This window comes from Streptomyces sp. NPDC088747 (assembly GCF_044751025.1).
GTDB lineage: Bacteria > Actinomycetota > Actinomycetes > Streptomycetales > Streptomycetaceae > Streptomyces.
Map to the genome: position 1 here is coordinate 342,567 of NZ_JBIVKZ010000008.1, position 11,879 is coordinate 354,445.

Sequence of the window (11,879 nt, forward strand, 5' to 3'; positions counted from 1 at the left end):
AAGTCACCGCCCCTTCGGCAGGCCGAGGATCCGCTCGGCCACGATGTTCGACTGGATCTGCGAGGTGCCGGCGGCGATGGTGTAGGAGAGGGACGAGAGCCGGTCGAGGGTCCACTCGTGACCGAGGTCGAGGGAACCGGGGCCCAGCACCTCGGCGGCGGCGTCGTACAACTCCTGCCGCGCCTGCGAGTACCGCAGCTTGAAGACGGAGCCGCCGACGCCCGGCACTCCCCCGCTCCGCTGCGACTCGCTCACGTTCCACTGCGTGAGCCGCCACAGCGCGCGGAACTCGGCGTTCAGCCGGCCGAGGCGGCGGCGCAGCACGTCGTCGTCCCAGCGGCCGTTCCCGCGCGCCTCGCGGGCGATCTCGCCGAGCACCCGGCGGCAGGCGACGACCTCGCCGACGAAGGCGGTGCCGCGCTCGTAGGACAGCGTCACCATGGTCACGCGCCAGCCGTCGTTCTCCGCGCCGACCCGGTTGGCCACCGGTACCCGCACCTCGTCGAGGAAGACCTCGGCGAACTCGGCAGGACCGGCGAGGGTGCGCAGCGGCCGTACGGTGATCCCGGGCGCGTCCATGGGCATGGCGAGCCAGCTGATCCCGCGGTGCTTCGGGGCCGACGGGTCGGTCCTGACCAGCAGTTCGCACCAGTCGGCCACCTCCGCGTGGGAGGTCCAGATCTTGGATCCGCTCACCACGTAGTCGTCGCCGTCCCGCCGTGCGCGCGTGCGCAGCGCCGCGAGGTCCGAACCGGCGTCCGGTTCGCTGAACCCCTGGCACCAGACCTCCTCGCCGCGCAGCACGGGCGGCAGCCAGCGCGCCCGCTGCTCTGGGGTTCCCTCCGCGGCGATCGTGGGGCCCGCGTGCAGCAGCCCGACGAAGTTGGCGCCCACGTAGGGCGCGCCCGCCTTCTCCGTCTCCTCCAGGTAGATGAGGTGCTGCGTCGGGGTGGCGCCCCGGCCGCCGGCGTCGGCGGGCCAGTGCAGCCCGGCGTAGCCGGCGTCGTACAGCATCCGCTGCCAGCCCAGGTCGTACACGCGCCGTCCCGGCCAGTCGTCGGGGGACGGTTTCGGGGGCAGCGCGGGGAGGGCCTTGGCGAGCCACTCGCGCAGCCGGGCGCGGAAGTCTTCCTCTTCCTCCGTGTACGCGAGATCCATTGCCCGTCCACTGGTGGGAGCCGATGGGGAAGTGCGTGACCCGTCAAGCGATCTGATGGTTCGTCAGAACAGTTCGTCAGAACGCAGGCTAACCCCGCGTCTATGGACCGACAAGGCGATGGGCTCTACGCTCTGCGCACGATCTGACTGAACGTCAGATACCGACCGGCCGGCCGCCGGTCGACGACAGGGGGTCGAAGTGAACGACACCGCACACGCCCTGGGTTCCTCCCGCACACTCTGGGAACTGGTCGCCCGCCGCGCCGCCCTCACCCCGCACCGGCCCGTCCTCCTCCAGGGCGACCGGACCCTGAGCTTCGGGGAGTTGCGCGACCGTGCCGAACGGGTGGCGGCCGGTCTCCACCACATGGGCGTACGCCCTGGCACGGTGGTCGCCTGGCAGCTCCCCACCCGGATCGAGACGGCCCTGCTGTCCTTCGCGCTGGCCAGGATCGGCGCCGTGCAGTCCCCGGTGATCCCCTTCTACCGCGACCGCGAAGTCGGCTTCGCGCTGCGGGAGTCGGGGGCCGAGTTCTTCGCCGTACCGGGAGAGTGGCGGGGGTTCGACCACGGGGCGATGGCACGGCGGCTGGGCGCGAAGGGCGTCTTCGAGGCGTACGACCGGCTGCCGGACGGCGATCCCTCCGTACTCCCCGCCCCGCCCTCGGACGGCACCTCGGTCCGCTGGATCTACTGGACCTCGGGCACCACCTCGGACCCCAAGGGCGTGCTGCACACCGACCGTTCGCTGATCGCGGGCGGCTCCTGCCTGGCGCACGCGCTGCGGCTGTCCGCGGACGACGTCGGCTCGATGGCCTTCCCGTACGCGCACATCGCCGGGCCCGACTACACGGTGATGCTGCTGCTCTACGGCTTCCCCGCCGTGATGTTCGAGCACTTCGCGCTGCCCGCGGCCCTGGAGGACTACCGCGGGCACGGTGTGACGGTGGCGGGCGGTTCGACCGCCTTCTACTCGATGTTCCTCGCCGAGCAGCGCAAGCGGCCGGGGGAACCGCTGATACCAACCCTGCGGCTCCTGGCGGGCGGCGGGGCGCCGAAACCGCCCGAGGTCTACCACTCGGTCGTCCGCGAGATGGGCGTCCAGCTCACCCACGGGTACGGGATGACCGAGGTCCCGATGATCACCATGGGGTCACCGGACGACTCGGTGGAGAACCTGGCGACAACGGAGGGACGGCCGCCCGAGGGCATGGAGATACGGATCGTGGACGGCGAGGTGCGGCTGCGCGGGGAGGCCGTCTGCCAGGGGTACCTGGACCCGTCGCAGACGGCGGAGGCCTTCGACCCGGACGGGTTCCTGATCACCGGTGACGTCGGGCATCTGACGGAGAGCGGGCACCTGGTGCTCACCGGGCGGCTGAAGGACGTCATCATCCGCAAGGGCGAGAACATCTCCGCGAAGGAGATCGAGGACCTGCTGCACCGGCATCCGGCCGTCGGGGACGCCGCCGTGATCGGGCTGCCGGACGCCGAGCGGGGCGAGCGGGTCTGCGCCGTGATCGAGACGGCCGAACAGTCGCCGGGGGACGAGGAGTTGACCCTCGCCGCCATCACGTCCCACCTGCGCGCGGAAGGGCTGTCCGTGCACAAGCTGCCGGAACAGCTGGAGGTGGTGGACGCCCTCCCGCGCAACGAGACCCTGCGCAAGGTGCTCAAGTACAAGCTCAGGGAGCGCTATTCACAGGGTCTCACTCGGGAACCGTGAAGTAGCGGGCGAACGCGGTCACGATCTCCACCTCGCCGATCCGGCCGTCGGCGTCCGTGTCGAGGGTGCCGGCCGCGGCGGCGGCGACGTCCTCGGGGGCGCCCAGCGCCTTGAGCACCCGCGCGGCGTGATCGACCGTGGCCGTGCCTTCCCCGTCGGTGTCCGCGACGGCGAGGGCCGCGTGCAGGAACGGGCGGGCGATCTCGGCGAAGCGGTCGGGGTTGTCGCGCAGCCGCTTGACCGCGCCGTTCACGAACTCCTGACGGGTGATGCGCTGGTCGCCGTCACGGTCCGCTATGCCCGCCATGCCCTGCCAGAAGGCCTCCGCGCCCATGTAGAGGGCCTGGCCCTTGTCCGACCGGGCCGCCGTACCGAACTCGGCGAGGACCGCCTTGGTCGCGGCGTTGAAGTCCTCCCGGTCGATGTAGCCGTTGCCGTCCTGGTCGAAGCCGGAGAACCGGGCAGCGATCCTGCGCTCGTACTCGCTGTTGGCCATGTCGTTCGGGCCGCCTTACGTCACGTGAGGGTCAGTCTGGGACGGAGCGTACGACGTCATGGGCACCCCGGGAGCGGGAAAACGACGCTTGTACCAAGACTGCGGGAATTCCGGGACAACGGTGTGTGGCGCGTCATTTCCCCCGGTGAGGGATTCCTCACGCCAGGTGATCATGAAGCGCCGGTGCGGGGCGCGTCACTCACGCCGACAGCGGGGTGGACTCCTCGCCCACGGCCTCGGTGACGTCCGGGTAGACGTCGAAGAGGCGGCGCACGCCGAGGGCCGCGAGGACCCGGTTGACGTGCGAGCCGTCGACCGCCCCCTGCGCGGGCAGTATCAGGCGCAGCCGCCCCTGGCAGGACCGGACGAGGCGGCGGACGGCGATCAGGACGCCGACACCGCTGGAGTCGCAGAAGAGGACCTCGGAGAGGTCGAGGACGATGTCGTGGCAGCCCTCGGCCACCACGTCGTGCACCCGCTGGCGCAGGACGGGCGACGACACGAGGTCCATCTCGCCGGACACCCGGAGCACGGCCCAGCCGCTCTGTTCGCCCCCGGTCACCTTGAGCGTCACCGTCACCGCCATGCCTCTCGCTCGCCTCGCAGGACCCGCGTGAATCGCGGGTCCCGGCCGCCGCACAGGTCTCAACCGCTTCGTACGCCCGACTGCACCTGACGGCGTCTGACTGCCCGACGCGGTACGTGCCTCACGCACCGGAAACGGAAGTGATTCGTACGCTTCGTTTCTCGGCGCCTGCCCGACTGTCGTTCCATGAAACACCGGTCCGGGCACGAAGAAACGTCGTTCTACGGTCGAAAGCGCGTGACGAGCGAGTCATTTCGGTCGCATGCGTTCTGATCTGATCGATACAGGGCAGGCGCCTACCATTCCTGGACCGCCAGGGGCGCACAATGACGCAAAGGGGCGTGCGCTGTCGGACGTGCCGACTACATTCGGGACAAGGAGTGGGCGCAGGCTGGACACAGCACGGGCAGGCGGACACGCGGGCAGGACACAGGGACAGGTGCCGGGCACGACCAGGTGAGGGGGCCGCATGACCACGCAGGACGCACCGCCTCGCTGGGATCGTAAGATGCAGCAGCGGCTCGCGCGCGGGGAGGCCGCCGCGCTCGGTGAGCTGTACGACCGGTTCGCCTCGCTGGTGCACGGCCTCGCCCACCGCGTGCTCGGCGACGAGCGGGCGGCCGACGCCGTCACGCGTGAGGTGTTCGCCCATGTCTGGGAGAACCCCGACGCCTACGACCCCAAGCAGGGCCCGCTGCGTTCCTGGGTCGCCACGCTGACCCACCGCCTCGCCGTCCGGCGACTGCGCGCCACGGAGACCGCCGCGCTCGCCCGTGGCGGGCTGGGCACCACCGAGGAGTTGGAGCGCAAGGTGCGCAGCGCCTCCGTCGCCGCCCGCGCCGACTACATCGTCACGTCCATGCCCGCCCCGTTGCGCGCCGCCCTGGACCTCGCCTACTTCCAGCGCCGCGACTACCGCCAGGCCGCCGCCGACCTCGGCGTCACCGAGGACGAGGCCCGCCGCAGGCTCCGCCTCGGCCTCCAGCTCCTCGCCACCGCCCACGACGCCGGCGGCCCCTCCGGGGCACCGCCGCCCGGGTACGGGGGTGCCAGGTGAGCGGAAGGGCCGACCGCTTCGAGTCGTTCGGCGAAAGCGCCGGGGGCCAGGACGGGGACGAGGGCGAGGAGCAGGAGAAGGACGCGGACGAGCACCGGGAGGAGACCGGCGGCGGCACCGGCAAGGATCCGGCACACCCCGGGGAACCCGGCGGTCCGCGGGAGTCGGGCGCGGACGGTCCTGGCGGTCCGCAGGAGTCGGGCCCCGACGGTCCCGGCGGTCCCGGCGGTCCGCAGGAGTCGGGCCCGGACGGTCCCAGCAGTCCCGGCGGTCCGCGGGAGTCAGGCCCGGACGGTCCCGGCGGTCCCGGCGGTCCCGGCGGTCCGCAGGAGTCGGGCCCGGACGGTCCCGGCGGTCCCGGCGGTCCGCGGGAGTCAGGCCCGGACGGTCCCGGCGGTCCCGGCGGTCTCGACGGTCCGCAGGAGTCGGGCCCCGACGGTCCCGGTGGTCCGCGGGGACCCGGCCGGCCGGTCGGCGGCCGGGACGACGTGCCGGGTGGGCCGCCTCGCATACCCCTGCCGCGTTCCTCCGTCGAGGACACCGGACTGCCGCTGCCCACGGCCGCCCCCGCTCCCGCGGCCGAACCCCTCGTCCTCGATCACCGGGTGCTGACGGCGCTGCTGGGTGCCTGGGCGCTCGCCGCGTGCTCGGCGGCGGAAACCGCCGCCGTCGAGTTGCACCTCGGGGACTGCGGCTCCTGCGCGGACGAGGCCCTGCGGCTGCGTGAGGCGGTCGGGCTGCTGCATCCGCCCGAGAGCCTCGATCTCGACCCGGCGCTGCGCACCCGCGTCCTGGAGGGCTGCCTCGGCCGGCGCCCGCCGCGGATCCCGGTGCCCGACTGGGCGACTCCGTACGACGCGGAGACCGCCCGGCTCGACGCGCTGCTCCAGGACATAGGCGACGCCGAGTGGCACGCGCCCGTACGGCTGCGCTGGTTCGAGGGCGACAACCCCGCCAGCCGCCGTACGACCGTCGCCGGGGTCATCGCCCACCTGCTCACCGTCGACGGACTGGTCGCCGTCGCGCTGGGCCTGGAGGACCCGCTCGGCACGCCCGCGCGCCCCTCGACGCCGACGGCCCGCACCGAGGAGTACTGGAACGCAGCGCACTTCCCGCCCACCCGTTCGGTGCGCGGGCCCTGGCGTGAGCAGAGCCACAACCTCGTCCGTACGGTGTCGTTCGCGGGCGGCGGCTCCGGGCGCCTGCCGGTGCCGTACGGCGACTTCGAACTGCCGCTGAGCGACGCGATGCTGGACCGGGCCTTCGAGTGCTGGGTGCACGCGGCGGACATCGCGGAGGCGGTCGACTATCCCTACGACCCGCCCGCCCCGCGGCACCTGCACGGCATGATCGACCTGGCGGTCCGCATGCTGCCCGCCTCGCTGGCCGAGCGGCGCCGGGCGGGGCTCTCCGCGCCGCCGCCCCGCCACCTCGTCGCGGCGGGCGAGCCCGGACGCAGCCTGCGCCTGGAGATCGAGGGCTCCGGAGGCGGCGAGTGGCTCATTCCGCTCGACTCCCCCGGCGCGGTCGCCTCCGCGGAGCGCGAGGTGGCGCATGTCGCGCTGGACGGTGTGGAGTTCTGCCGGCTGGCGGCGGGGCACGTGTCGCCGGAGGAGGCGGCCGCCGGGCAGGACGGGGACCGTGAGGCGATCAGGGATGTGCTGTTCGCGGCGGCGGCGTTGAGCCGGATGTAGGTCGGCGGCGGGGGGCGGCCGTGGGTTTTTTCGCCCCCTCCGCCCCTTCCCGTCCCGTTCCTGGGGGCTGCGCCCCCAGACCCCCCTTTCGCGCCTTTCGCGCTACGCGCTCGTCCTCAAGCGCCGGACGGGCTGAAGGGTCTCGCCCTAGCCGAAAACCACCGTCCGGCGGCCGTTCAGCAGGATGCGCCGCTCGGCGTGCCACTTGACGGCCCGCGCCAGCGCCTGGCATTCGACGTCGCGTCCGATGGCGACGAGCTGGTCCGGCGTCACGCCGTGGCCGACGCGCTCGACCTCCTGCTCGATGATCGGGCCCTCGTCGAGGTCGGCCGTCACATAGTGGGCGGTGGCGCCGATGAGCTTCACGCCCCGGGTGTGCGCCTGGTGGTAGGGCTTCGCGCCCTTGAAGCTCGGCAGGAAGGAGTGGTGGATGTTGATGATCCGCCCGCTGAGCTGCTTGCAGAGGTCGTCCGACAGCACCTGCATGTAGCGGGCGAGGACGACGAGTTCGACGTCCTCGGCCCTGACCAGTTCCAGGAGCCGCGCCTCGGCCTCCGCCTTCGTGTCCCTGGTCACCGGGATGTGGTGGAAGGGCACGTCGTACGAGGTCACGAGCTCGGCGAAGTCGGTGTGGTTGGAGACCACGGCCGCGATCTCGACCGGCAGCGCGCCGGTCCGCGCACGGAAGAGCAGGTCGTTCAGGCAGTGGCCGAACTTGCTGACCATCAGCACGACCCGCATCTTGTCCTCGGCCCGGTGGATCTGCCAGTCCATCTGGAAGGCGTCACCGATGGCCGCGAAGCTCGCGCGCAGCTTGTCCACCGTCACCGGAGGCTCCGCCGAGAAGTGGACGCGCATGAAGAACAGACCCGTGTCGTGGTCGCCGAACTGCTGACTGTCCTCGATGTTGCAGCCCGTCATGAAGAGGTAGCTCGACACGGCGTGCACGATGCCCTGCTTGTCGGGGCACGAGAGGGTCAGGACGTACTGCTCGGCGGGTGCTGCCCCGCGGACGGACTGCTCGTTCATGCGGGACAGGGTCCCATACCACCCGCCTCGGACGTGCCGTCGTCCCGCCAGGCGGACCAGGTCAGGGGGCGGTACGGGTCCGGCCGCCCGTCCTGGGCGGCCGATCACGGCGGGTCTACGCGGACCGCGTGAGGATCTTCAGGACCTTCAGTGTGCGCGGCGGAAGGTCGGGATCCTCCCCGTCACTCACCGCGAGGCGCACATGCGCGTCGCGCGCCGCGCGCACCGCGTCCGGCCAGCCCTGGTGGTCGAGATACGTGGAGACCAGGGCGTCGGGTCCCACCTGGTGCATGATCCGCAGGACGCGGAGCACGGCGGTGTCGACGAGCGCCGCCTCCTGGGAGTCGCGGAAGATCGTGCCGACGTATTTCTCGGCGGACCAGTTGTCCAGCCAGGTGTCCTCGACCAGGCGGTACACGGCGTCGGTGACGTCGCCGTACCCTTCGACGCCGGCGAGCCAGACGCCTCGCTGGAAGTCGGTGTCGGAAAGCATGTGCAGCGCGGAGCGCACATTGCTGCGCCAGCGCCACCAGGGCATGTCGTTCAGTGGCATGTCGCCCATAGTGGGCGAGCGACGGCCGCGACGGGAAGAGTTCTCCGAACCTTGCACGGTCACCGATCGTACGTTCCCTGTGAAAAACAGATCATCCGCCCCCGTAATTCACCTCTGCGCCACCCTTCGTTGACCGCCGGTCACCATCGGGTTATTGGTGTGGGGGAATCGTGCGTGAGCATGAGCGGCAGGCGACGAACGAGCACCACCTCCCCCACATCACCCCGGCGCCTCAGAGCCACGTTGCTGTCCGCGGGCGCGCTGCTGGCGTGTACGTCGATCGCCGTCGGATGCGGGGTCGTCCCCGGGGTCTCGGGGGGCTCCGGGGACGGCTCCATCACGGTCATGACCTGGGCGCCGGAGAACACCGCCGCGACCAACAAGCCGGGCATGCCCGCCATGGCGAAGGCCTACGCCCGCTGGGTCAACAGCAACGGCGGCATCAACGGCCACAAGCTCAACATCCTCACCTGCAACGACCACAACAACAGCGTGGACGCCGCGACCTGCGCCCGGCGCGCGGTCAAGGAGAACGTCGTCGCGGTCGTCGGCTCCTACAGCCAGCACGGCCGCTCCTTCCTCGCGCCGCTGGAGGGCGCCGGAATCCCGTACATCGGCGGTTACGGCGTCACCGACGACGAGTTCACCAGCCCGCTGTCCTACCCCGTCAACGGCGGCGAGCCGGCGCTGCTGGCCGGCCTCGGCGAGCAGCTCGGCAGGACCTGCGGTCCGGTCTCGCTGATACGTCCCGACACCATCGCCGGTGACGAGTTGCCGGTGCTGATCGACTCCGGTCTGAAGGCGGCGGACCACGCGTCCGTCACCGACCAGCGGGCCGCCGACGACGCCACCGAGTACTCCGGGCAGACCCGGGCGGCCCTGCAGAACGCGACCTCCGACGCGGACAGGAACGGCTGCGTGGTGCCGGCGCTCGGCGACCGCACGGACAACTTCATGGACTCCTTCCGGCGCGACCGCGAGACCTACCCGAAGGTGGGCGTGGGCACCGTCCTGGGCAGTGTCGACCAGTCGGTCATCAACTCGACCGGCGGCGCGTCGAGCCCGTACGAGGGCGCGTTCGTCACCGGCTGGTACCCGCCCGCGAGCGACCCGAGCTGGAACTCGATGCGCAAGGTGATCACCGAGCACGCCTTCGAGGACAACCGGGTGGACCCGGCGGACGCGGGTGTGCAGACCACCTGGATCGCGTACACCGTGCTGGCGAAGGCCGTCGAGTCGCTCGGCGAGGGTGACGTGAACGCGCTGACGATCCGGCGGACCCTCGACGACGGCCTCAAGGTGACCACCGGCGGGCTCACCCCGACCCTCAGCTGGCGCTTCGAGGACATGATCGCGGCGGTCGACTTCCCCCGCCTCGTCAACGCCGACGTCACCTTCCAGGTCGTACGCAAGGGCCAGCTGGCGACGGCCCGCAAGGGCTTCGTGAACATGTCGGACACCCTGGAGAGCGCGGACTAGCGCGGACTAGTGCGAACTAGCGCGAACGCGAAGGGCCGGCCCCGCATCGACTGCGGGACCGGCCCCGACCGGCGCTCGACCGGGACCGACGCGTCCCGGAACCTGCCCTACAGCTGGGTCCGGGTCCGTTCGGTGAGTCCGTACTGCGAGGCGATGGAGTTCCACAGCTTCGCGGCCTTCTCCTTCGCGGTGCTGGCCGTGCCGCTGTCCCGGTTGCCCGCCTGGCTCTGGCCCGTGCCGCGGGCGCGGCCGTCCTTGCAGCCCTTCTTGCCTGCCGCCTGGTCGGCCCAGGCCGCGTAGTGGTTGTCGGCCGACTCCGAGGCCTTCCAGCCGTTGGTGAGCGCGGTGGACAGCTCGGCGTGGTTCGGGAGCTGGTCCAGCGTGAGGGCGTCGAGCCGGGTGACCAGCTCGCCCCGCTGGTTGGCCGCGTCGCGCAGATCGGTGGCCGCCTGGCCGAGGTTCTTGCACGCCGTGACGTTGGCCACGGCGTTGATCACCGAGTCGCGGCCGGCGTTGGCGTCCGCGAGAAGCTTGTCCAGCTCGACGGCCTGCGCCTTGGCCTGGTCGGTGGAGGCCGACGGCGAGCCCTCGGTGGCGGGAGCCGTCGCTGACACGGTCGCGCTGTTGTCGCCGCTGTCCTCGTCGCCGCCGCCGCTGAGCAGCGCACCGGCGCCGACGCCGAGCACGACGATGCCGATGCCGACCGCGGCGATCAGCGGCACGCGGGAGCCGCGGCGCCCGCCTCCGCCGTCGTTACCGCCCCCGCGCCGAGCGGCGGCGCGTCCGCCGGGCCCACCGGGTGCTCCGGGCCCACCGGGAGCCTGCGCGCCGTACGGGGCCTGTGGGGCGGCCTGGTCGAATCGCGGCAACTGCTGTGTCGAGGGCGGCCCTTCGGGCTCGCTGCGGAACAGGTTGTCGAACTCCGCGGGCGGCTGCCGGTCCTCGGAGGCGGCCGGGCGCATCCCGTAGGACACCCCGTCCGGCTCCGCGGGAACGGGCGGGATGTACTGCGTGGGCTGGGCGTCGGGGTGCGCGGCGGACGGCGCGGCGCTCCCCGGGGCCTGCCGGCCCAGGTACTGGGTGGCGTCGGCGTGCACCTCGGGCGGCAGCGCCCCGGGGCCCACCGGCGGGATGTACTGGGTGGCGCCCTCGTCGGGCGCGGAAGGAGCGGGGGGTATGTGAGGTATGTACTGCGTCGCACCCTCGTCACCGCCCGGGGCCGCCGGAATGTGCGGGATGTACTGCGTCACACCCTCCTCGGCGACGGGCGGCAGCGGCGCACCGGGCCCCGCTCCCATGCCCGCGCTCTCGGGCGGCAGCGGCTGCGCGGCGGACGGCGAGGACGACTGACCCGCGCCGGGACCATAGCCACCCCGGCCCTGCGGTACGACGCCGCCACGACCCTCGTACGACGAAGACCGCGTGCCCTCGTACGACTGGGCCTGTGTGCCCTCGTACGACTGGGCCTGTGTGCCGTCGTACGAAGCCGGCGCGCCCTCGTAGGGCTGACCCTGCGCGCCCTCGTACGACTGAGCCTGCGCGCCCGGGTACGACGGAGGCTGCGTACCCCCGTACGACGAGCTCTGGGTGCCCTCGGGCGGCAGGGGTCCGGCGCCGGGCGCGGGGCGTGGCGTGAAGCCCTGCTGCTGAGCGCCCTGTGCGCCCGGGGACTCCTGGGCGCCGTAGCCGTCGGGGCCGGACGGCTGCTGGGCCGGGCTGTCGCCCCAGCCCGGTCGCGGCTGCGCCGGGGTCCAGCCCCGGGAGGCCTCGGGGGTGCCCCAGTCCGGGGCGGGGGCGGCCTGGGGCGGCTGGGCGCCCCAGGTCTGGGTGCCGTTCACCGGCGCTCCCCAGCCCTGGTCGGGCTGCTGCTCCGGCTGCGGGTCGGGCGCGGCCTGCTGGTCGGGGCCCCAGGGCCGGTCCCAGGACTGGCCGCCCGCCGGGGTCGTACGGTCGCCCGTCGTGCCGGGCAACAAGGGCGCGCCGCCGTCGGAGGGCAGCACGATGCCTTCGCGCGCGGGTCGCGACGAAGGCTCTTCGCCCTGTCCACTCTGCGTCACCGGGACTCCTACGAATGGGGGACCTTCGGAATCATCGGCTCACG

The 11,879-nt window shown here is 72.4% G+C and carries 10 protein-coding genes; 4 read left to right on the top strand and 6 right to left on the bottom strand.

Annotated features, from left to right (window positions below; genetic code table 11):
* Nucleotides 1-3 precede the first annotated feature (3 nt).
* The gene (locus tag ACIP79_RS21390) at nucleotides 4-1,158 is read right to left on the bottom strand and encodes an acyl-CoA dehydrogenase (RefSeq protein WP_401225533.1); all 1,155 of its coding nucleotides are present in this window, start codon (nucleotides 1,156-1,158) and stop codon (nucleotides 4-6) included.
* Between the two features lie 199 nt (nucleotides 1,159-1,357).
* Here ACIP79_RS21390 and ACIP79_RS21395 point away from each other — a divergent pair, with 199 nt between their 5' ends.
* Nucleotides 1,358-2,884: a class I adenylate-forming enzyme family protein gene (locus tag ACIP79_RS21395; RefSeq protein ID WP_401225536.1), complete on the top strand. Its 1,527-nt coding sequence runs from the start codon at nucleotides 1,358-1,360 to the stop codon at nucleotides 2,882-2,884.
* Here ACIP79_RS21395 and ACIP79_RS21400 read toward each other — a convergent pair.
* Nucleotides 2,868-3,380 (bottom strand): EF-hand domain-containing protein, encoded by a 513-nt coding sequence (locus tag ACIP79_RS21400; protein ID WP_401225539.1) that lies wholly within the window; start codon nucleotides 3,378-3,380, stop codon nucleotides 2,868-2,870. The two genes, ACIP79_RS21395 and ACIP79_RS21400, sit on opposite strands and share 17 nt — an antisense overlap.
* 199 nt (nucleotides 3,381-3,579) lie before the next feature.
* Nucleotides 3,580-3,960 (bottom strand): STAS domain-containing protein, encoded by a 381-nt coding sequence (locus ACIP79_RS21405; protein WP_383678197.1) that lies wholly within the window; start codon nucleotides 3,958-3,960, stop codon nucleotides 3,580-3,582.
* A gap of 475 nt (nucleotides 3,961-4,435) precedes the next feature.
* Here ACIP79_RS21405 and ACIP79_RS21410 point away from each other — a divergent pair, with 475 nt between their 5' ends.
* Both ACIP79_RS21410 and ACIP79_RS21415 read left to right on the top strand, forming a co-directional pair.
* On the top strand, nucleotides 4,436-5,023 hold the full coding sequence (locus ACIP79_RS21410; protein WP_401225541.1) for a sigma-70 family RNA polymerase sigma factor: 588 nt from the start codon (nucleotides 4,436-4,438) through the stop codon (nucleotides 5,021-5,023).
* On the top strand, nucleotides 5,020-6,717 hold the full coding sequence (locus ACIP79_RS21415; RefSeq protein ID WP_401225543.1) for a maleylpyruvate isomerase N-terminal domain-containing protein: 1,698 nt from the start codon (nucleotides 5,020-5,022) through the stop codon (nucleotides 6,715-6,717). The genes ACIP79_RS21410 and ACIP79_RS21415 overlap by 4 nt, the downstream gene beginning before the upstream one ends.
* 147 nt (nucleotides 6,718-6,864) lie before the next feature.
* Here ACIP79_RS21415 and purU read toward each other — a convergent pair whose 3' ends face one another.
* Together purU and ACIP79_RS21425 are read right to left on the bottom strand one after the other, a co-directional pair.
* Nucleotides 6,865-7,746 (bottom strand): formyltetrahydrofolate deformylase, encoded by an 882-nt coding sequence (purU, locus tag ACIP79_RS21420; protein ID WP_401225546.1) that lies wholly within the window; start codon nucleotides 7,744-7,746, stop codon nucleotides 6,865-6,867.
* A gap of 115 nt (nucleotides 7,747-7,861) precedes the next feature.
* On the bottom strand, nucleotides 7,862-8,362 hold the full coding sequence (locus tag ACIP79_RS21425; RefSeq protein ID WP_401225549.1) for a hypothetical protein: 501 nt from the start codon (nucleotides 8,360-8,362) through the stop codon (nucleotides 7,862-7,864).
* A gap of 117 nt (nucleotides 8,363-8,479) precedes the next feature.
* On the opposite strand from ACIP79_RS21425, the gene ACIP79_RS21430 reads away from it, so the two are divergent.
* Nucleotides 8,480-9,778: an ABC transporter substrate-binding protein gene (locus ACIP79_RS21430; RefSeq protein ID WP_401225552.1), complete on the top strand. Its 1,299-nt coding sequence runs from the start codon at nucleotides 8,480-8,482 to the stop codon at nucleotides 9,776-9,778.
* 107 nt (nucleotides 9,779-9,885) lie between these two features.
* On the opposite strand, the gene ACIP79_RS21435 is transcribed toward ACIP79_RS21430, so the two are convergent.
* On the bottom strand, nucleotides 9,886-11,835 hold the full coding sequence (locus ACIP79_RS21435) for a hypothetical protein (protein WP_401225555.1): 1,950 nt from the start codon (nucleotides 11,833-11,835) through the stop codon (nucleotides 9,886-9,888).
* Nucleotides 11,836-11,879 lie beyond the last annotated feature (44 nt).